Origin of the sequence: Haloferula sp. A504, assembly GCF_044385805.1 — a bacterium.
Lineage (GTDB): Bacteria > Verrucomicrobiota > Verrucomicrobiia > Verrucomicrobiales > Akkermansiaceae > Haloferula.
In genome coordinates, this window is sequence record NZ_JBISBU010000027.1 from 1 (window position 1) to 22003 (window position 22003).

At 63.9% G+C, this 22003-nt stretch carries 14 protein-coding genes; 12 read left to right on the plus strand and 2 right to left on the minus strand.

Going from position 1 to position 22003, the window contains the following annotated elements; all coding sequences use genetic code 11:
- Positions 1 to 67 precede the first annotated feature (67 nt).
- Positions 68 to 1489, minus strand: a complete 1422-nt coding sequence (locus tag ACG2LG_RS13330) for an aminopeptidase C (protein ID WP_396259736.1) — start codon at positions 1487 to 1489, stop codon at positions 68 to 70.
- Between the two features lie 218 nt (positions 1490 to 1707).
- Between ACG2LG_RS13330 and ACG2LG_RS13335 the strand changes: the two genes are divergently transcribed.
- Positions 1708 to 2886, plus strand: a complete 1179-nt coding sequence (locus tag ACG2LG_RS13335) for a M24 family metallopeptidase (RefSeq protein WP_396259737.1) — start codon at positions 1708 to 1710, stop codon at positions 2884 to 2886.
- Between the two features lie 77 nt (positions 2887 to 2963).
- Here ACG2LG_RS13335 and ACG2LG_RS13340 read toward each other — a convergent pair whose 3' ends face one another.
- A complete protein-coding gene (locus ACG2LG_RS13340) occupies positions 2964 to 5738 on the minus strand; it encodes a family 78 glycoside hydrolase catalytic domain (RefSeq protein ID WP_396259739.1) in 2775 nt (924 codons plus the stop codon).
- Between the two features lie 217 nt (positions 5739 to 5955).
- Here ACG2LG_RS13340 and ACG2LG_RS13345 point away from each other — a divergent pair, with 217 nt between their 5' ends.
- From ACG2LG_RS13345 to ACG2LG_RS13395, 11 genes are all read left to right on the plus strand, one after another.
- On the plus strand, positions 5956 to 6771 hold the full coding sequence (locus ACG2LG_RS13345; protein ID WP_396259740.1) for a YdjY domain-containing protein: 816 nt from the start codon (positions 5956 to 5958) through the stop codon (positions 6769 to 6771).
- A gap of 235 nt (positions 6772 to 7006) precedes the next feature.
- The gene (locus tag ACG2LG_RS13350; RefSeq protein ID WP_396259741.1) at positions 7007 to 7651 is read left to right on the plus strand and encodes a DUF1080 domain-containing protein; all 645 of its coding nucleotides are present in this window, start codon (positions 7007 to 7009) and stop codon (positions 7649 to 7651) included.
- Positions 7652 to 7791: 140 nt separating this feature from the next.
- A complete protein-coding gene (locus tag ACG2LG_RS13355) occupies positions 7792 to 9417 on the plus strand; it encodes an L-serine ammonia-lyase, iron-sulfur-dependent, subunit alpha (protein WP_396259743.1) in 1626 nt (541 codons plus the stop codon).
- A 68-nt stretch (positions 9418 to 9485) separates the two neighbouring features.
- Positions 9486 to 12830: a DUF6797 domain-containing protein gene (locus tag ACG2LG_RS13360; protein ID WP_396259745.1), complete on the plus strand. Its 3345-nt coding sequence runs from the start codon at positions 9486 to 9488 to the stop codon at positions 12828 to 12830.
- 19 nt (positions 12831 to 12849) lie between these two features.
- Positions 12850 to 13608 carry a metallopeptidase gene (locus ACG2LG_RS13365; RefSeq protein WP_396259747.1) on the plus strand — a complete coding sequence of 253 codons (759 nt, stop codon included), beginning with the start codon at positions 12850 to 12852 and terminating at the stop codon, positions 13606 to 13608.
- Position 13609: 1 nt separating this feature from the next.
- Complete coding sequence (locus ACG2LG_RS13370; RefSeq protein ID WP_396259749.1) at positions 13610 to 15019, plus strand: sulfatase-like hydrolase/transferase; 1410 nt, start codon at positions 13610 to 13612, stop codon at positions 15017 to 15019.
- Between the two features lie 220 nt (positions 15020 to 15239).
- Entirely contained in the window at positions 15240 to 16775 is a 1536-nt protein-coding gene (locus ACG2LG_RS13375; RefSeq protein ID WP_396259750.1) for a hypothetical protein, read from the plus strand.
- A 153-nt stretch (positions 16776 to 16928) separates the two neighbouring features.
- Positions 16929 to 18710 (plus strand): hypothetical protein, encoded by a 1782-nt coding sequence (locus tag ACG2LG_RS13380; protein ID WP_396259751.1) that lies wholly within the window; start codon positions 16929 to 16931, stop codon positions 18708 to 18710.
- A gap of 51 nt (positions 18711 to 18761) precedes the next feature.
- Positions 18762 to 19451, plus strand: coding sequence for a hypothetical protein (locus ACG2LG_RS13385; protein ID WP_396259752.1), 690 nt, complete (start codon positions 18762 to 18764; stop codon positions 19449 to 19451).
- 39 nt (positions 19452 to 19490) lie between these two features.
- Positions 19491 to 20582, plus strand: coding sequence for a sulfatase (locus ACG2LG_RS13390; RefSeq protein WP_396259754.1), 1092 nt, complete (start codon positions 19491 to 19493; stop codon positions 20580 to 20582).
- Positions 20583 to 20732: 150 nt separating this feature from the next.
- Positions 20733 to 21731, plus strand: a complete 999-nt coding sequence (locus ACG2LG_RS13395) for a sialate O-acetylesterase (protein WP_396259755.1) — start codon at positions 20733 to 20735, stop codon at positions 21729 to 21731.
- The last annotated feature ends 272 nt before the right edge of the window (positions 21732 to 22003 follow it).

A 22003-nucleotide genomic window follows, 5' to 3' on the forward strand; every position in this document is an offset into this window, starting at 1 on the left:
ATTCGGGAACTGGTGCCGGGCGTGGCGGATGCAATCCGCCGCCACAGGCTGTCAGCCGGCGCCGGGTTCAACCCGGATACCAGGCGGGGAGGGGGACCGGTTCGTCGTTGAAGCGTTCGAGGATCGCTTCGGGCACATGCTTGCGGTGGACGATGATGGTGTAAACGTGCTCGTCGAACCAGGGATCGCTCAGGGTCCAGCGGCCGGACTCGACCTCTTCCTTGCCCCAGCTGTTCTCGGCGAGCCACTTGCGCGGTTGGCCATCGGCGTCGAGATCGACGCCGACGAGCGCCATGGCGTGGTTCGACGCGCCTTCGTGGAAGCGGGCGCGGTCGGCCTTGCTGAGCGTGAGGTCGATGCCGAACAAGGTCTCGTAGTCGAGCAACTGGTCGTGCATGGCGCCGTGCTTCTTCGAGTGGTCGATGCCCATGTTCACGGCGAACCACATCGACTCGTTGGCGAGAATCGACTCAATGGCGACCTGCTTGAGGGTGTCGATGCCGACATTCACGAATCCCATGCACTCGCCGCCGGCAACATTGCGGGCCCGGTCCATGAGGTAATGGCGACCGGGTTCATTCTTCGGGTCGTGGTAGAGGCAGACGAACTCATCGAGCGAGTGGCCGATGAAGCGCTGGTAGAAGCTCATCGGGGTGAAGGTTTCCTCGGGCGAGAGGGTTTCGGTGGTCGCCGTTTCGAGGTCGTTCTTCCGATTCTCACCCGGTACTTCGGGACGGATCACGTAGCGCCAACGGAACTCGCCGGGCGGTTCGCCGAGGCTGATGACGAGCAGGCGGTAAACTTCGGCCAGCGCCCCATTCTTCATTTCGCGAAGTTCTTCGAGCACAGCGCCGTCGGCATGGCGCTCGAGCATCCTTGCAGCGCGCGAGCGGACCAGGCGCTGGAGGACCTTGTTGAGTGTGGCGGTATTGGAACTGCTCTTGGTCTCGGGCATGGCCTCGCTCGGGACCGCGCCGTACTTGCCGACGAGGGCGGCGGCGTAGTTCCACCAGCCGCCGTCGTGGATCGCCCGCTGGTTGAGGCACTCCCACTCGCGGTCGAGGTAATCGCGGTCGCGGAACTCGATGACCTCCTCGAAGAACAGGTTGGCGCGTTCGAGCTTGTCCCAGAACTGAAGGTAGGCGACCGAGAACTCGAACTCCTCCATGCCGTGCTCGCGGATGATGTGGGGGCGCAGCGTGTTCAGCGCGGCGAACATCCAGCAGCGTCCGGACTTCTGCTGGTTGGTGACCCCGCGGCTCCGGACCTCGTGACTGAAGTGACGGTCCTGGCCGGCCAGGGCGGCGTGGTTGAGGGCGAGGTCTTCGATCTCGTTGTGGGCGACCGCGTTCTGGCGGGCCCGGTCGGCTTCGACGAGCCGGAATGATTTCCGCAGCCCGGCGATGAAGTCGGTCGAGAGGTCTCCCGCGGACGGGCTTTCGGGTTCCGGGGATTTTGCTTCGGCGATGGAAGCAGTCGAGGTGCTCATCAAACGGTGGGTGGTGGGTCCTGCGATCGTGCGAGTCGTCGCTCCCGCGATCCGGGAGGCCGCCCGAAGACGGCAGGGCCCGGGCAGTTTGGTCAAGCAGAAGTATCTCGCGGAGCTGTCCCGAAAATGGGCATGGCTGCTGCAAGGATATGACTCGACCGAGGGCGATCCTGGTGCTGGACTCCCTCCTGCATTCCTCAATCCGGCCTGCCTCTACCATGCCCAAACAGAAATCCTCCTCTCGCAAGAAGTCATCGAAAGCTCCATCCTCCGTCCTGTTTCACGCGGACGCGACCGATCCGGACATGCTGTATTTCAGCCGTTTCGACGCGGTGGATCCCTATCTCGCGTTTTCTCACAGGGGCCGGAAGATCGGCCTGACGAGCAGCCTCGAATACGGGCGGATGGTCGCCGAGTCGGACTTCGATGAGATCCTCCTGCTGCACGAGGTCGAGGCCAAGGCGAAGAAGCGCTTCAAGCTCAACGGCAAGAAGCCAAGCCGGTCCCAGTTGGTGAGGCAGATTGCCGCGGAGTACAAGATCAAGGAGTTCCGGGTGAGCGACCGGTTTCCCGCAGGCCTTGCCTTCGAGCTCCAGGACGCCGGCGTGAAAGTCGTGCCGATCATCGATGGGCCGGTCTTTCCGGAGCGGGAAATCAAGACGGCGGAGGAGGTCGAGTTGCTGCGCAAGGGAAACGAGGCCAGCGCGGCCGGCTTCCGGGTCGTGGCCAAGACGCTCGCGGAATCGAAGATCAAGCACGGCAAGCTCTACCACAACGGCAAGGTGCTGACCGCGGAGCGGCTTCGCGAGCTGATCGAACTGGCGACGATGAGCAAGGGGGCGATCGCGTTGCATACGATCACGGCGGCCGGTGAACAGGCCTGCGACTGCCACAATGCCGGCACCGGACCGATTCCGGCCAACGAGCTGATCGTGGTCGACATCTTTCCGCGGCGCGCGGCGGACGGCTATTGGGGTGACATGACCCGGACCTTTCTCAAGGGCAAGGCCAGCGACGCGCAGCACAAGCTGGTGAAGACGGTGCGCAAGGCCCACAAGCTCTCGATCGACATGATCAAGCCCGGAGTCGCCGGTGGCACGGTCCACGAGGCGGTCGAGGACTTCTTCACCAAGGAAGGCTACGAGACGGTGCGCGACTCCGACCAGCCGCGCGGGTTCTTCCATGCGCTCGGCCACTGCATCGGCCTGGAGGTTCACGAGGATCCGGTGATGCGCCGGGGTTCGAAGTGGCGCTTCCGCAAGGGCATGGTGATCACCACCGAGCCCGGTCTCTACTACCGGGGTCTCGGCGGTTGCCGCATCGAGGACGTGGTCCACGTGACCTCCGACGGCTGCGAGCTGATCTCCAAGGCGCCCTATCGCTGGGAGATTGCGTGATGTGGCCGGGGCTTCCAGCCTCGTCGCCCATCTCTTGCATGCGTCATGTCTCCGGGCCTGGAAGGCCCGGCCACAGTCTATTTCTTCTTCGCCACCTCGAAGCGGTAGCGGCCGGAGCCCGCCTCGAGGCGGAAGACGCCGTCGGCCTCGACCCGCGTGACGCCCTCGGCCTGATCGATCGGGCGGCCGCTTTCGGTCAATCGATCGCCCTCGCGGCGCGGGAGCTCGATGGTGGCCCGGCTGTCCGGAGGAAGCATGATGTCGAAGACGCGCAGGTCGCCGTCCGTTCGCCAGTTCGAGACGATGGGGCCGCGGATCGACTGGTGGGAGGATTCCACCCAGTCAAGGCCGTCGACGACCTGCGGTCGGATGGCGATCCGGTCGAAGGCAACGGCGTCGTCGCCGCATTGGATGCCCCCGAGCCAGCGGAAGAACCACCCCGAGATCGAGCCGAACATCGGGTGGTTGTGGGACTTCACCCCGTCGGTGCCCTGCCAGTCCTCCCACAGGGTGGTGGCGCCGTTTTCCAGCATCCATCCCCACGAGGGAAAGGTCCGGCGGGTGGCGAGGCCGTGGGCCAGATCGGGGCGATCGCGGCGGCTCAGTTCCTCCAGCAGGGAGCGGGTGCCGAAGATGCCGGTGGTCAGTGAGGGCCCTCCGGCTTCGCGGTTCAGGTCCGCGAGGAGGGTGTCGAAGACCTTCTCCCGGGTCGGCCCGGGCAGCGTGCCCCAGGTGAGGGCGAGGGTTTGTTCGGTCTGCGAGCCCTCGCCGACCCGGCCGGTCCGCTCGTTCACGAAGGCCTTGGCCCAGGCCTCGGCGGACTCGGCGGCCATTTCATCGAAGCGTTTGGCGTTGGCCTCGTCATCGACCAGGCGGCAGAGCCGGGCCATGCGCCGCGCGGTGTCGATGAACATCGGCGTGGTGATCACCGGACCGGCGATCCGTTTCAGCGCCTCGTGATCGCCGAGGCCCTTCATGACGAGGCCGTTTTCCCGCTTGGAGGCTTCGAGGTTGAACCACTTGATGGCGGCGGGGAGTTCCTCCTCGATCAAGCGCCGCTTGCCGTAGTGCTGGTGGAGTTGTTCGAGCAGCAGCGGGTGGACCATCGCCCAGCCGACCCCGCAGTACTGGATGCCGACGAAGGGGGCGGTGTCGGTGAAGTTGCCGTCGGGGAGGGCGGCGTCGGACCAGTCGCGCACGGTCTTGGCGTAGAAGCCGGCCATGTCGAAGTTCATGAGGTAGGCCTCGCTGGTGGCGACGATGTCGCCGCCGTAGCCGAAGCGCTCGCGGTGCGGGCAGTCGGACTGGACGCTCACGACGTTGGCGAGAAAGGTCCGCCGGCACATCCGCTGGATCGCGTTGAGGCCGTCGTCGGAGCAGGCGAAGGAACCCGCCGAGGCGAGGTCGGTGTGCAGGGGGAATGCGCGGCAGTCCTTGAGGGCGGGTGCCTCGGGCAGTCCGGTAATTTCCATGTAGCGGAAGGCGTGGAAGGTGAAGCGCGGGCGGAACAGTGTCGGCCCGCCACCGCCGCTGATGAAGACGCTCTGCTGCCAGGCGATCTCCGGCGCGCCCGGTCCGCCCTTGGGCACCTTGGTGCCGTCGGGGCCGTCCTTCATGCCCTTGATCTGGCCGCACACGCTGGTCATCGGATTGAGCGTGCCGTCCTCGTGGAGCAGTTCGCCGAAGCGCAGGGTGACGCGGGTGCCGGCGGGTGCGTCGATCCGGATCTCCGGGACGCCGGTGAAGTTTTGGCCGAAGTCCACGATGTGAATCCCTTCGGTGGGCGTCGTGATCTTTTCCGCGGCGATCGGCTCGAGGAGCCGGACCGGCGGCATGCGCAGGGGTTGCAGCGGGTCGAGCGGGGCGTCGGCGAGGTGGACCGGCTTCCAGCCGGACGCGTCGAATGCCGGCTTGTTCCAGCCATCGACCGTCAACCGCGCGTCGTGTTCCTCCCCGAGATAGATGCTGTTTCGAACCGCGGGTCCCGGGGCGGTCTTCCAATCGGAGTCGGTCGTGACGGTCGTGGTGCTGCCGTCCGGATGGTCGACCACCAGGCAGGCGATGGCGCGGGGCCGCCCGACCGGCAACGAGCCGCGGATGTTGCGGTGCCCCCACATCCGGAGGGGCAGGGGATTGTACCAACCGTTGCCGAGTTCGAGGCCCAGGCAGTTGGCGCCCTCCGCGAGCTGATCGGTCAGGTCGTGGGTGCGGAAGAGGATGCGCTTGTCGAAATTCGTCCACGGCGGGTCGAAGGCGTGATCGGAAATTTCGCGCCCGTTGAGACTGGGCAGGCAGAGACCGATGCCGGCGATGTGGAGCCGCGCTCTGGTGACCGGCTTGTCGATCGAGAACTCATGCCGCATCAGGGGAGCGGGATCGGGCTTGTAGAAATCCTCGTCGGCTTCGGGAAGGTCGCGGCCGTCGTCGATCCACTTGGCTCCGTGCCAGTCGCCGGGTTTCAAGGGGGCAACCTCCCAGACCGCGGGCTCACTCCACGGCGAGGGCGCCTCGCTCTCGCCCCACCAGCGCACCTTCCAGTGGCAGCGGTCGCCGGCGGAAAGAGTCTTGCCGGCGTAGATGGCTCCCGGTTCGCGATCGGGCTCCGCGTTGCGGAAGTTCCACAGGTCACCCTGATCCTTGGCCAGCGTGTCTTCACTGGTGGCGACCAGGATCTGGAACGCGCGGGTGGTCACGTCGCGGGCTTCCGACTCGATGCGCCAGGTCAGGCGCGGCGCGGCACCCACACCGAGGGGGTCGACGGCTCCTTCGGTCCGAAGGTCGGTGGCCGGCTGGAGCGCGAAAATGTTCGGGGTGGCGAGCAATGCGGCGGCGAGAAAGGTACGGACATTCATGGCTGGCACCGCGAGAGATGCCACAGGAACCGCCCGGATGACCAGCCATGATCCCGCGGACCGCCCCAATGAGGGGAATCCGGGGATTTCGGTGGCAAAAGGCCGATGTCCGGCAAGAATAGTGAGGGCATCCACGTTGGATGCCGCCAACGTCATGATCAAAGACCAAGCTCACTCCGCTCCTGCCATTGGCCTGCCTTGGCGGGGTCGTCGTTCAATGGCAGCGCCGTTTCTCATCCTGCTTGCAATCGCGGGTGGCCTGGCGGGTCCGCTGGTCGGGGACGAGGTGGCCGAGACCCCATCAGGGGAGAGACCGGCGGCCGAAGCAGAGGCCGCGCCCAAGCCGCTGGCGCTGCCGGGGATGAAAATCAACGTCGAAGAGCAGTGCCTCGACGTCGAGGCGGAGGTTTGCCTGGTCGAAGGCTATCTCGAGTTGGTCGCCTGCACGGAGCAGACCAAGGAGCACGAATCGATCATCGCGGTGAAGGCCAAGGCGGCTCATATCCACGCCGGCCTGCTGTTGCTGGGAGCGACCCCGGGAAATCCGGCGATGCGCAAGCCGATCGACGAGGAAATGACCCGTTGGAGGGAATACCCTCCCCGTGGGGGTCTGGTCCGGGTCAGCCTGCTGGTGCCGGGTGAGGACGGGAAGATCGAGGAGCATCCGATCAGCCGCTTCATCCGCCGTGCGGTGGACGAATACATGCCGGAAGCCGGGGACGAGGAGCCGGAGGCGTTTCCGACGGACAGTTTTCTCTTCACCGGATCCCAGCTTTTTCGCCCGAAGGAAGGCCCGCCCCGGTATCTTGCCGACGACAGCGGCAACCTGATTTCGCTGGCGACTTTCGGCGACGAGACGCTGGCATTGCCCGGGGTCCATTCGAAGGAGAATGGAGCGCTGGTCTGGGAGGTCGATCCGACCAAGCTTCCGGCGATGGGAACGAAAATCACCCTGCGCCTGGCACCGGTGCGACCGGATGCCGAGAAAGAACCTGCGCCTGAGTCTCCGACGGTGCCAGAGTCCGACGAGTAAGGAATTCACCGCCAAGACGCCAAGATCGCCAAGCAAAGATGGATTCTTGCTTGGCCGGGGGAGGTGGTCGGAAAGGCAGGTGCGGAAGGGATTTCGGAACTCATTCTTTAAATGTCAAACTTGGCGTCCTTTGCGTCTTGGCGGTGAAATATCTACGGAGCCTCGCGATAAGTCGGCGCAGGTTCGCCTTGTGACGGGCGGCTCTCGGGACGATGCTCTCCGCATGAACTCACCCATGATGATGAAACGAATCGCAACAGGAATGGCCGTGCTGCTGGCGGGCAGTGTGGCGCTGGCCGACGAGGGCAAGGACGAGGGCTTCGTCGAGATGTTCAACGGCAAGGATCTGACCGGCTGGCGGACGAGTGGCAACTGGATGATCGAGGAGGGCAACATCCTGACCCTGAAGCCGCGCGAGGGCGAGTGGGGTTGGCAGCGCTTCGACGACTACATTTTCACCGAAAAGAAGTACGGCGACTTCATTCTCGACCTCGAGTTCAAGTTCGAGCCGAAGGGCAACTCGGGGGTCTTCATGCGGGTGGCGGATCCCAAGGATCCGGTCGAGAAGGGCTTCGAGGTCCAGATCCTCGACACCCACGGCAAGGAGAACGTCGGCCATCACGACTGCGGCGGGGTCATCCGCACCTCCGGCCCGTCGAAGAACATGGTCAAGCCGGCCGGTGAGTGGAACCGCTACACGATCACCCTCAAGGGCAGCCACCTGACCGTGGTGCTCAATGGCGAGAAGATCCAGGATCTCGACATCAGCAAGACCGATCTCAAGGACCGCCCGATGAGCGGGCACATCGGCTTCCAGGACGAGGCCAAGCGGGTGTGGTACCGCAACGTGCGGATCAAGGAATTGAAAACGGATGGCTGAAGTCCGCGGGCCGGGTCACCTCCTGGTGAAGACGATGTGACGCCTTCGAATCCGATCCGCCTGAATGAATTCAATCCGGATCCCTTCAAGCTGTCGTTGAAGAACACCGCTCGTTGATCGATACTGCCGCCACGAAAGTCATGGCACTACCTCCAAGCATCTTCAACGACGTCGTCGGCCCCGTGATGCGGGGACCGAGCAGCTCGCACAGCGCCGCCGCCAACCGCATCGGTCGACTGGCGCGGGATCTTGCGGGAGAAACCTTCGACGAAGTGATCGTCCGCTACGATCCGAACGGGTCGTTGGTGACCACGCACACCGACCAGGGTTCGGACCTCGGACTCTACAGCGGACTGCTCGGCTGGCCGCCGGAGGACGCGCGGCTTCCCACCTGGCCGGCCGCCCTCAAGGAGGCAGGCATCGAGGTCGACGTGCGCTACGAGTCCTACGACGCACCCCATCCGAACTTCTACCGTCTCGAACTGAAGGGTGAGAGCGGAACCTGGTACTATTTCGACGCGATCTCGACCGGTGGCGGGATGATCGAATTGGTCGCCATCGATCGCGTCCCGGTGCCGGGGGCGGGGGATCTCGACCTGAGCGTGCTGTGGCTTTCCGAAACGCCGAGCGAAGCCGCCTGGTCGCAACATCCGATCGCCGAGGCGGCGGAGAAGGTTTCGTGGCACCCGGGCGACAAGGGAGGTCTGCTGGTGCTTTCCAGCCGCGGGGCGCTGGAGGACCTGGACGAGTTTGCGAGGGAACTCGGCGCCAGCCGGGTGCGGGTGCTCAAGGCCGTGCTTCCGATCCTTTCCCGCCGCAACCTCACGCTCCCGTTCGAAACCTGTGCCGAGATGGTGGCGCAGGCGGATTTCGAAAGCTCCAGCATCGCCGACCAGGCGATCGCCTACGAGGCGGCACGGGGCGGAGTCGGTCCTGACGAGGTGATCGAGCGGATGCGCGAAGTCATGGGGGTCATGCGCACCGCGGTGCAGACCGGCCTCGCGGGCACCGAGTATGATGATCGCATCCTGCCGGCGCAGTCGCCGGGCTTCACCACGGCCGAGCAGGCCGGCAAGCTGGTTCCGGCGGACGTGAACAACCGGATCATCCGCTATATTTCGGCGATCATGGAGGTGAAGTCGTCGATGGGCGTCATCGTCGCGGCGCCGACCGCCGGATCCTGCGGGGCGATGCCCGGCACGGTGCTGGCGGTCGCCGAGGCGCTCGGCGCGAGTGACGACGAAACGATCCGGGCGCTTCTGATCGCCGGATTGATCGGGGTCTTCATCGCCCGCGATGCGACATTCGCGGCCGAGGAAGGCGGCTGCATGGCGGAGTGCGGCTCCGGATCTTCGATGGCCGCCGCGGCGATTGTCTACCTTGTCGGCGGTTCGGCCGAGCGCTCGCTCTCGGCGGCCTCGATGGCGCTGCAGAACAATCTCGGGATGATCTGCGATCCGGTGGGCAACCGGGTTGAGGCACCGTGTCTCGGGCGGAACGTGATGGCCGGAACCAATGCCCTGGCCTGTGCCAACATGGCGCTGGCGGGCTACCGCCATCTGGTGCCGCTGGATGAGGTCATCCAGACGATGAACGACGTGGCGCATGCGATGCCGCGCGAGCACTGCTGCACAAGCCTGGGGGGCTTGGCCGTGACCGCGACCTCGAAACGAATCGCGGGAGAACTGGCCTCCCGTGGTTGTGGGGGTTGTGGCAAGGCCGCGGGGAGCAAGAACCCCACCGAGGCCGCCGTAGCAGGCGAATGATTTTGCACCGACGAGTGTTCCGGGTTCTCGCGCTTGGTGGGGCCTGGTTGGCTTTTCATCCATCGGCTTTGGCCGAACCGGAGGTGCCGCCGACCTCGATCCCGCTGGAGCAGACGCTGAGCCCGGTCTTCGAGGGCTTTCAAGCTCCGGGTGAGGCCCAGGCGGCCGAGGTGCCCGCGGAGTTCCGCCTGATCCTTGACTACGATGCCGGCCCGGGGAGTGAGGCCCGGGTCGTGCTGGCTGAGGGGACCACCGTCGAGTTGCCCGAAGGCAGGGAACAGCGGATCGAAGTGCTGGTGGAGGCGCCTGAGAACGGGCCGGCCCTGTTCCGGGTCTGGCAGGAAGGCAAGTGGATCGGGAAGCCACGCAAGCTCCGGGCGGCGCGTTCGGCGTCGATTCCCTTTGTTGCCGCCGATTCCCCGGTCAGTCTGGGTGATGACTTCACGGCGATGGTGCGTTTTGAAGCCGCTGCCAAGGGTGGCACCCTCTTCGCCAAGGCCATGGCCGAGGGGAAATGGGTGGCGGATGCCAAGGCACTCTTCATCCGGGACGGCAGACTGATTTACGATATCGGCTGGAAAGGGGAGCTCTCCGGCAGGGACAAGGTCTCCGCCGGCAAGGAGCATGTCGCGGTGCTGGTTTCGGATGGCGGAAAGGCGACGCTTCATCTCGACGGCAGGCTGATCGGCGAAAGTCGGGACTTCCGCTCCCCGGATCCCGAGGGGGCCGTCTTCAAGATTGGAGAGGCCGCGGCGAATTTCGGCGGTCCATTCAGTGGAGCGATTCGCGAGGTGCGCGTGTGGAACCGCGCGCTCACTGCCAAAGAGACGGCGCAGATTTCGAGCGGCGAGGTTTCGGCGGTCAACACGGCGGACTTTGATTGGCGACCGCAGGAGCCGGGCGGGCGGGTTCCGGTTCTGGAGGCGAAAGCAGGATTCACGCTTCGGAGTGCGTCGTTGCAGCCGCTGGCGAAGTTCGACCATGGCCAGATCGTCCGGGGGTGGGGCGCGGAGAGCCTCAAACGTGGCGAGGCCATCTATCAGCAGTTGTGTGTGACCTGCCACGGCACGCGGGAGGCCCCCGGTTCGCTGCCGACGGCTCCGCGCTTTCATCTCGATGACCTGAAGAACGGGGCGGATCCGTATCGCATGTTCCAGACGCTCGAGAAGGGCTACGGGCAGATGGTGGCCCAGGCGCAGTACTCGACGAGCGAGAAGTACGACGTGATCCACTACATCCGGGAGCACTTCTTCAAGGGTCGGAATGAGGATCAGCTGGTGGCGATCGATGAGGCGTATCTCGACCGCTTGCCTCGAGGAAAGTCGACCAGCCGCGAGGAACCGAAGCGCAAGAAGGTGCCGCAGTACCTTCTGCAGGATTTCGGCAATGTCCTCTTCTGGACCCTGCAGGTGGAGCCGGGAAACATCGCGCAGAAGGGGATCGCGATCCGCGTCGACGAGGGGCCTGGAGGAATCTCCAAGGGCAAGGCGTGGATGCTCTACGATCACGACACGATGCGTCTCGCCGCCTGCTGGACCGGCGACCAGTTCGTCGATTGGCGTGGCATCGCCTTCGATGGTTCCCACGGCACCCACACCAGCATCGCCGGCGACAAGGCGTTCGTGTTTCCGAACCAACCGATGTGGGCCAATCCGGCGACGGGGGATTTCAAGGACCTGCGCATTCTCGGTCGCGATGACCGACCCTACGGGCCGCTTCCGCGCGAGTGGGTGCGCCTCAAGGGTGTCGAACTCCACGGGGATCAACCGATCTTGAGATACACCGTGGGCACCACCGAGATCAGGGAGCGTCCGCGGATGGGAGCCGGAGGGGCATTCGAGCGCTGGATCGAGTGCGGGCCCGGGGAGGGGAAACTCGTGCTGAAGATCGATGCCGGGCGCACCCACGAGGTCCAACTCGGAAAGACTCCGGTCGCCTTCGGCATCCGCTACGGAGCTGGGGAACCGGAGGTCTTCTCCAGTCCCGGGGATCCGGCCTTCAAGGAGAAGGCATCGTCGAAACGCTTTGCCGGCCGGTTGACGACACGCATCGAGCCGTCGGCGGAGACGGAAGGGCCGTGGGCGCTCGACGCGTTCCAGCTCCCCGAGCCCGACCAGAACCCATGGCAGTCGTGGATGCGGGTGACGGGCTTTGACTTCTTCGAAGGGGCCGACAGCGCCGCCGTCTGCACGTGGAACGGCGACGTCTGGATCGTGGACGGGATCGGCCAAAAGGAGGGCGAGCTGAGTTGGCAGCGGATTTGTTCGGGGCTGTTCCAGCCGCTCGGCCTGAAGATCGTCGATGGCGTGATTTACGTCGGCTGTCGCGACATGATCGCCAGGCTCCGCGACCTGGACGGCGACCGGGAGACCGACGTCATCGAGAACTTCAACAGCGACCACCAGGTCACCGAGCACTTCCACGAGTTTGCGATGGGGCTGCAGGCGGATGACGAAGGAAACTTCTACTACGCCAAGTCCGCCCGCCATGCGAAGCAGGCGGTCGTGCCGCAGCACGGCACCCTGCTCAAGGTGAGTGCCGATGGCTCGACAACCGAGATTCTCGCCACGGGATTCCGCGCAGCGAACGGCGTTTGCCTGAACCCGGACGGCAGCTTCGTGGTCACGGACCAGGAGGGAAACTGGAACCCGAAGAACCGGATCAACTGGGTCGCGGGCAGGGGCACTCACGAGTTCTACGGCAACATGTGGGGCTACCACGAGGTCACCGATGACTCGGACGACAAGATGATCCAGCCGCTGTGCTGGATCACCAACGCCTTCGACCGCTCGCCGGGCGAACTGCTGTGGGTGCCGGAGGATTCGGCCTGGGTGCCGCTGCGTGGATCCCTGCTCAACCTTTCCTATGGGGCGGGAAGGATCTACACGGTGCCCTTCGAGCAGACCCCGGCCGGGAAGCAGGGGGGAATGTGCGCCTTTCCGATCGAGCCGTTTCCAACCGGTGTGATGCGGGGGCGCTTCAGTCCCAAGGACAAGCAGCTCTACGCCCTCGGCATGTTCGCCTGGGCGGGCAATCGTCATCAGCCCGGCGGGTTCTACCGGCTGCGATACACCGGCGAGCCGGCCCATCAACCGGTGGGACTGGGGGTGTCACCGGAGCAGCTTGAGATCACCTTCAGCGACCCGCTCGATGCGGCATCCATCAATGAGGCCGGCGCTTGGCAGATCCGCGCGTGGGACCTCGAGAGGACCCAACGCTACGGCTCGAAGCATTTCAATGAACGGAGCTGGCCGGTCGAGAGCGCGAAGCTTTCGGAGGACGGCAGGACCGTGAGCCTGAAGATCCCCGATCTTGAGCCGACGTGGGGCATGTCGGTGAAAATTCAAGTGCGTGGTGCCGATGGTCGACCGGTCCAACGCGAGATGCACCAGTCGATCTTTTCCGTCGAATGAACTCCAATCCCATCCTCTCATGAAAACGTTCCGAACCCTCTGTCACGGTGTGGCACTCCTCGCCGCCTGCGCCCTTCCCTCGGCCGCCTGTCCGGACGGCATCATGCCTGTGAAGAATGAAGCACCCGCCAAGACGATCGGATGGGTGAAAACGGAGGACCGGCAGATGGAAGGCTGGACCGTTTCGGTCGATGTCTCGCTGCTGCCCGGCGGAAAGAATGCCGCAGTCGGCGGACCCGCCCTCAAGATGCTTGAGAACCACCTCCAGCGCATCGCGATCCTGCTGCCGGAGGAACCGCTGAAGAAGATGCGGACCTGCGGGATCCGCATCGAGCATCACCATCCGGAACTCGGCAACATGCAGTATCATCCGGGTGCCGACTGGCTGGTGTCGCGTGGCTACGACCCGAAGCTCAACAAGATGGTGCACATCCCGCGGGCGGCGAACCTGCTGTCGCGCGATCAGTTGCTGAAGCACCCGGCGGTGATCCTGCACGAGCTGGCTCATGCCTACCACGACCAGATTCTCGGCTTCGACGAGCCCGGCATCGTCAAGGCCTACGAGGCGGCGATGGAGCGCGGTGACTACGACGAGGTCATGCTCTACACCGGGAAGAAGGTGAAGCACTACGCCACCACGGATCACAAGGAATACTTCGCCGAGGCCACCGAGGCCTACCTCTATCGGAACGACTTTTATCCATTCGTGGCCGCTGAGTTGAGGGAGCACGATTCGGAAGCCTACCGCATCATGCAGGAAACCTGGGGGAAGCACTGACATGAAATCGCTCCAACGCCTCTTCGCATCATTTTTCGTGGCCTTTCTGTTGGTCGCACCGGTTCGCGCGGAAGATGAGCCTCGCCCGAACGTCATCCTGATCATGGCCGACGATCTCGGCTATCATGATCTCGCGTGCTACGGGCATCCGAAGATCAAGACCCCGGTGCTCGATGGGCTAGCCGAGCAGGGGATCCGGCTCACGGGCTACCATGCCGGCGCCACGGTCTGCACTCCATCGCGCATGGCCTTGCTGACCGGCGCCTACCCGGTTCGCCTCGGCTGGACCGAGGGGGTCTGCGGCTACAAGATGGGTTTCCATGACGGGATGAGCCCCAAGGCGCTCACCATCGCCGAGATCTTCAAGTCGGAGGGCTATGCCACCGGCATGTCCGGCAAGTGGCACATCGGGGATCAGCCGGAGACCCTGCCGGGTGCCCAGGGCTTCGACTGGAGCTACTACATCTCCCACAGCAACAATCAGACGAAGACGCTCTATCGTGGAGACGAGGTGGCCGAGAAGCCCTTTGACAATCGCAAGCTGACCGAACAGTTCACCAACGAGGCGATGGGCTTCATCCGCGATCACCGCGACGAGCCCTTCTTTCTCTATCTGCCCTACTCGGCGGTTCATTTCCCGGTCGAGCCGCATCCGGAGTGGAAGGATCACTCGGACTTCGGCGTTTACGGCGACCAGACCGAGGAGATGGATTCTCGGATCGGAGAGATTCTGGCTTTGCTCGACGAGCTGGAATTGGAGGACCGGACGATCTTCATCTTCACCTCGGACAACGGACCACAGAAGGGCCAGGGCTCGTCGGCCTATCCCTTCCGCGGAGCGAAATGGAGTGCGCTCGAAGGCGGCACCCGCGTCCCGTGCATCATCCGATGGCCTGGCCGGATTCCCGCCGGTCGGGTGAGCGACGAGTTGATCAGTGCGATCGACCTGCTGCCGACGCTTTCCAGTGCCTGTGGGATCGACTGGAAGAAGAAGAGCACAGGCAGCCCCCCGATCGATGGAGTGGACGTTCTGGCCACGTTGACCGGGAAGGGTGGGGAGCATCCCCGGAACTCCCTGCTTTATTGGCACGGGATGCACGCCGAGCCCCAGGCCGTGCGGATCGGGGACTGGAAGCTTTTTTTCGATGGGCGCGATGCCCTGGTGGGACCGGGAACCGATCAGGAAACCAAGGAGCAGACCAGCCGCCTCAAGGAGTATCGCGATGCCGTGAAGAAGGCCGAGCCCTCGCCACCGATGCTGTTCAATCTTGCCGAGGATTCCGGGGAGCTTCGTGATCTGAGCGGGGCCCACCCCGAAAGGGTCGAGAAAATGCTGGCCGAGGGGGCCAAGCTGATCGGGGCTCTGAAATCGCCTCCCACCCTCAAGATCCATACACCCGTGCCCGAGTAGGATCGGAGCGGTCCGAACGGTCCATGGGCCCGGGAGCCGGGACGGATGTCGAGCGAGGGCTTCTATCCTCTCGAGAAGGCTAGTCGCGGTGATTATTTTCGTTGAGCTGAGCGGTCGGCGGGAAGATTGTCGACAGATTCCACGGTGTATGGACATTGTAATCGGAGGGCGAAAGCGGAGGCTCCGCTCAGGTTTTTCGCTGATCGTCACTATCAGCCTGATGGTGCTTCTATCGTTGTTGTGTCTCGGGATCCTGAATCTCTCGGTGGTGAGCCTGAGGACCGCCGACCGGGCCACGAGCCAGTCCGAGGCGCGCGCCAATGCCCGTCTGGCGCTGGTCATGGCCGTGGCTGAACTCCAGAAGCACGCGGGCCCCGACACGCGTGTCACGGCCCCCGCCGACATCCTCGATGCGGAGCTGGCCCCACTTCTCGGCGTTTGGCGCAGTTGGGAGGGGTCCAACAATCAAGCCACCGGAAATCTCAAGGGGAGACCGACCGTGCCGGATTACGATTCCAAGACCGAGGCCGCCTCCGAAGGCGGACGATTCGTTTCGTGGCTGGTTTCCGGGGCGGGGCAGACATCCTCTCCCGACGATGCTTCCGGGCTCGTCCAGAAAACCCCATCGCCCGGAACAGCAGCCCTGTTGGCAGAAGGAACGCTGGCCTCGACCGACGGCCGTCAAGTGCATCTACCGCCCCGGGAGGTGGCGGCTGATGGGGCCTTCGCGTGGTGGGTTTCGGGCGAGAACCAGAAAGCCCGCCTGCCGCGACCCTACGACGAGAGCCGAAGCTCGACCGCGGATTGGTCCGACCGGATTCGCAGCCATGCCGTGGCCGATCCCCGGCCCTTCTTCCTGGAGCCGCTTCTCACCAATCCCGAACTCGCCGAAAAGGCCGTGACCTTGCCCACGGCAAGCTTCATCGCCGATGGCCCGGACGATGCGATCAGTCCGACCCAGAGCTTCCATGATCTTTCCACCGGTTCGGTCGGCCTGCTCACGAACGTCGCCACCGGCGGCTGGAGGAAGGACCTTTCCCTGCTTACCGAGAATTGGGCTGCCCAGCCCACCTCCGGATTGGAGTTCTACAAACTCAGCCCGACCGAGCATCTCGAATACACGCGACCGGCCAACGATGCCGATTACCGGCCGGCGAACAGCATGCTGTATCACTGGGCCGACTACCGCGCTTCGAACCTGAGGGAGTTCTGGGCCCGCCGGGGCCCCATCGCCAGTTGGGCCAAGATCCAGCGCTACGCGACCCTCTACAAACAGATGTCGGCCACCACCTCGAGGGCTCCGAACATCCAATACCAGAGCTGGGTGGACAACGGGACCCCGGAGAACGCGCACGAGACCTTCCACAACATCCGGCTGCTGCCCCAGATGGCCAGGTTGCAGATGGTGGTCTCCCACTACGCCACCACCTCGGGTGCGGCCTCCGGGAAATTCCGTCCGGCCGTCCTCTACACGCCTTACGTCACGGTGTGGAATCCCTACAACACCCGCCTGACCTTCAATGGCACCCTCAGGATCAGTCCGGCTTACACATGGCCCCTGGCACTGAATCACCGGTTGAGTGGCGCGAGTCTGCCCGACGAGTATTGGGCGGTTCAGCATGGCGGAACCTCGGGTGACTATCGGAGCAAATGCCTTGGCAAGGCAGGGGGGTGGTTTGCGGACATGGTCTTCAGTCTCGTCCAGAACCCCATGATCCTGGAGCCGGGGGAAACACGGATTTTCAGTCCTTCCTAGGATTATCGAAGGGATGAAACCGGCACATCGAGGATCAGGATTGATCTCCAGCCGGGAGTTCGGACCGGGGTTGGGTTCTACTTCGGCCTGGATCGGCGGTTTGACCTGAACAATCCCCCTGATCCGCAGAAGATCTCGTTCTCCGGCGGAGCCGTGATGGAGGTCGATGCCAAGTTTGATGTGGCGTCCCGGAATTACGGCGGGCGTCCCGTCTGCGGCAGCGCCTATCAGTGGTTTGTGGACAGTTTCGGCTCCGGTCGCTCCCACAGCTGGTTTCAGATCTTCTACGACTACGAGGACGCGGATGTCCTGTATCCTCCGATCGAGGGGCTGGCATCGGCGTCACTCGCGCAGTGTGCCGGATCGCCGATGCCCTTTTTGTCCATGACGCTGGGTTCCCGGATCGCCAATCACCGGGCCACCGCGACCAAGGGAGTCGTCCAGGCCAATCCGGTCGTGGACTTCTTCTCATCGAACGGCGAGCCCAGGTTCACCGACGAGTATCCCGGCAACGACACGCTCCTCAACACACCCTGGGACTTCAGTGTGGTCGAGCATCCGTCGGGAGGAGGCGACATGCTCCCCAATGTCGATAATCAAAGCGACAGCAGCTACATCGTGACCGGCGTACGCAAGGCCGAGGGGGTCTCGCGAATCGTTGCCGCCGAGTTGCCCACCCGGCCCCTTGCGTCCCTGGGCGACCTGACCCACATGCAGATCCGGGCATTGAACCCGACTCCGCCGTATGCCGCGAACATCGTCGGCAACTCGGACGCGTCTCCACTCATCCCGAAGGACAATGTGGTCAATACCTCGGGCAACAGCCGGGCCAATCGGCGCGACAACGAACAGCAGGATGATTCCTATTGCGCGAACCAGATCCTCTTCGACGACTGGTTCTTCTCGTCCATCGCTCCGGAGCCGGAGGGCTTCGGCAGCGCCAGCGGTCAAAGCCTGGAGGAGAACTACACCGAATTCCTGGCGGGTTCCGATCCGCTCACCAACCGCGCCTACCGACCGATCCCTGAAGATCTGGTGAGCGACGAGGGTGAAGCCGGAGACATCTATTCGGAAGAGGTTCAACCCGCGGATTCATGGAAGACGATCGCCTCCAGGCTCGAAGTGGAAGGCATGTTCAACGTGAACTCCACCTCGGTGAAGGCCTGGCGGGCGCTGCTCGGCCATGCCCGGAATCAGGAGATCCCCTACACCGAGACCCGCGGTTCCATCGATCGCTCCGATGCGACCGACTACGCCGTCAGCCGCACCAGTGTCGCCGGCGACCGGGCGGCCGGCGAGCCGCCCCAGGTCGCGGGAGAGTATGCCGATACCACCGAGTTCACCGGCTACCGCGTCTTTTCCGACGACAGGCTGGATTACCTCGCCGAGCAGATCGTCGAGCAGGTTCGTCTCCGGGGGCCCTTCCTGTCGTTCTCGGAGTTCGTGAACCGCCAGCTCTCCAGTGAGACGGACCTCGCCCTGGCCGGGGCGCTCCAGGCAGCTCTTAACGCCCTCGCTGACAACTCCAGCCTCAATCCCTTCGAGACCCTGCAGAATGAATCGGTCGAGTCGGTGGCCGATCCGTTTGGCGGAGGTGCGGACTCGGGTTACGTCTTCCCGGAAGCCGCCGTGGGGCACAATACCTATGGTCTGCCCGGGTGGACGCGCCAGGCGGACATCCTGCGTCCTCTTGCTCCGATTCTCTCCGCCCGTGACGACACCTTCACCATCCGGGGCTATGGTGAATCCCGGGCGTCCGACGGGACCGTGCAGGCGCGCGCGTGGTGTGAGGCCACGGTTCAGCGAACCCGCGATTACTGTGATCCTCAGGATGCCGCCGACATCACGACCGAACCCTTGTCGGCGACCAATCGGATCTTTGGAAGGCGCTTCAAGGTCCTATCCTTCCGCTGGCTGAACTCGGAGGAAGTCTAGCGGGCCAGGAGACCGGCAGAACCGACACCCGAAGACCGCGTACACCCAACTATGAGAATACTCCTGATCCTCCTGACGCTTTTCCCCCTCCTCGGAGCCCAGGAGCGGGAGCGCACCTTCCGCACCCTTTTCCTGAACGGGCCTCAACGGGCGGCAAGCAAGTATTTCCTGTTCGATGGAACGAACTGCCGGGAAGTCAGGTTCCCCCGCATGAGCCTTTCGCCGGTCTACGAGCTTCCCGCGGGGGACCTTAGGATCACACTGCTGACCTCGCCGGTCTCCCGGATTGAGGAAGTGCCGGAGGGTTCACCCGCCGTCACGATTCCGGCCGCCATGCGGGACTTCTATCTGCTCATTTCCCGCGATCCCTCCAACGAGGTCGTGCCGCTCAGGATGCAGGCGGTGAATGCGAACTACGATCGCATCGGCCGCGGTGAGATGCTCTGGTTCAACCTGACCCCGAAATTCGTGAAGGGCACGCTTGGGCGTGCGTCCCTCGAACTCCCGCCGAAGAAGATGGCGCTCGTCAAGGAACCGGCACGGGAACTCGGCAACTATCCGGTGGAGATCTACTTCCGCGTTCCCGGCGACGAGCGCACCCATCCCCTGATCGAAAGCCAGTGGAACCACGATCCCCGGGCGCGCAGCATTGTCTTCGTCTACGACGAGGGAAAGCGCCGGGCTCCGAGGGTCCAGGCCTTTTCCGACTTCCGGTATGAGGATCCGGTGGCGGAGCCTTAGGACTTGGTCCCGGATCCCGGCGGTGCTGGACTTTCATTCATGAGCTTGATCCACCGCGTCCTGATCGGGGCGATGGCCGTGCTTTCCGGCTTCGCCGCCGACGGGCCGAACGTCCTCTTCATCGCCATCGACGACCTGCGGCCGGAACTGGGGTGCTACGGTAGTCCGCAGGTGCAGACGCCGCACATCGATCGCTTCGCGGCGGAGGCGTTGAGGTTTGATCGCGCCTACTGCCAGGTGCCGATCTGCATGGGCTCGCGGGCTTGCCTGATGACGGGGATCCTGCCGACCGCCACCCGTTTCGTGGGTGCGTGCCATGTGGAGAAGGACACACCCGGTGTCGCGACCCTGCCTGAGGTGTTCCGCAAGGCCGGCTACGCGACCGTTTCCAATGGCAAGATCTTCCACCACACCGACGACACTGCGGAGCGGAGCTGGAGCGAGAAACCGTGGAAGCCCGGCATGAGCCACATGCAGAGCCACGATCCGGAAACGACGCGCAGACTCTCGAAAAGCAAGCAGCGCGGACGCATCTTCGAGGGTCCCGAAGTGGCGGACGACGCCTACCCCGATGGTCTTGTCGCGCGGAAGACGATCGAGGACCTGCGGAGGTTCAAGGAGCAGGGGAAGCCATTCTTCCTTGCCTGCGGATTCATCCGCCCGCACCTCCCGTTCTATGCGCCCAAGCGCTACTGGGATCTCTATGACCGCGAGAAGATCGAGATCGCCGGCAACCGGCATCGTCCGCAGGGCGCGCCCAAGGCCCTGCGTGGGAGTCGAGAGTTCAGTTCGTATCACCTCGCCGACTACGAAGTGAATTCGGGCGCGTGGCACCGGATGATGCGCCATGGCTACTACGCCAGCACGAGCTACGTCGACAAGCTGACCGGTGACGTGCTGGCGGAACTGGACCAGCTCGGGCTCGCGGAAGAGACGGTTGTCGTGATCTGGGGCGATCACGGGTGGCACCTCGGCGAGCACGACTTCTGGGGCAAGCACAACACCATGCATCTGGCGACCCGGGTGCCGCTGATCATCCGGGTTCCGGGAAAATCGGAATGTCGCTGGGGAACCCGCTTACAAGCAGGCGCTTGCGAAGATGCGGGGTTTCCTCTAGGAGCGACAGGCTGAGGCCGGGGCCTGGACGGCACCCTAGGCAGCCAGGCTGGCCAGGATGTCCGGGGGATCGCGAAGAATCCGCCAAGAACGGCCCTGTTTGATGAAATTTCACCAAATTTCACGGTGTAAGCCCCCTCGTAACTTCAACCACGAAGCCAAACCATGAAGAAAAAGAATTACATCATTGGAGCCGCCTCTCTCGTTCTTGCGGGACTGGCCACAGCCGCCGACCTGCCGGCTCCCGACGGCAAGCCTGCCGACATGTCGAAGCCCGTTCAGGTCTTCCTGATCATGGGCCAGTCGAACACCCTTGAGTTCGGTAAAGTCTCCGACGAACTCAAGTCGGCCTACCCGTTCCTCGCCGACGGCGACGGCTGGAGCACCCGTCAGGATGTGCGCAACGTTTCCGTGATGACCGGAAGGAAGGGCGTCTACCGCAACGAATGGATGACGGTGGAAGGCAAGGGCAAGATCGGCATCGAGATGGGCATCGGCCACCAACTCGGCAACGCCATCGATGCCCCGGTGATGATCCTCAAGAGCTCGATCGGCAACCGCAGCCTCGGCTGGGACCTGCTGCCTCCGGGAACGCCCCGCTATTCCCACGACGGCAAGGAGTATCCGGGATACAAGGAAACGGTGAAGAGCAAGCAGGACAGCACGATCGTCAAGTATGAGGAAGGCGGTGACATGCTGCAATGGTATGCCGGCAAGCAGTACGACGACGACGTCGCCAACGCCAAGAAGATCCTCGACGACCTCGGCACCTACTATCCCGACGCCAAGGAGTGGGAACTCGCCGGGATCATCTGGTGGCAAGGCGACAAGGACATGCGCAATCCCGGGCACGTTGCCGAGTATGAGAAGAACCTCGGACGCCTGCTTGCGGCCCTGCGCAAGGACTTCAACGCCCCCGAGGCACCCTTCGTCTGCGCCTCGCTCGGTCAGACCGACGAAAGCGACACCGAGTCCGGTCACGGCAAGCTCATGCAGGCCATGAAGAGCTTCGCCGACAGCAGCGACGACATCGGCTTTGTTTACTCCAAGCCCCTGCTCGACGCCCCGAGCAGCTCGAGCGGCCACTACGGCGGCAATGCCAAGACCTACATGAACGTGGGCCTGGCCCTGGGTGAGAAGATGGCGGAATTGATCAAGAAGTAGGGCATTCCCTGCTTCTCGACTTCCTGCGGCCGGCCCGGAACACCGGGTCGGCCGCCTTGCTTTCGCCCGTGCGGACTTTCCCGGTGTTTTGAGTCATTATTTCCGGGGTGCCGGAAGGGCGAGTCTGAATCCAGAACTTTGATTGCCTTATGATTCCCTGTTTTGGTCCCCGGGTCGGCGCTTCGGCCCTTTTCCTTTTCGGTTTGGCGGCAGCAGCTTTGGCGGAAGCCGACCGCGCATCCCCACCCGGGGCACCGCGGCACGGTCTCGCA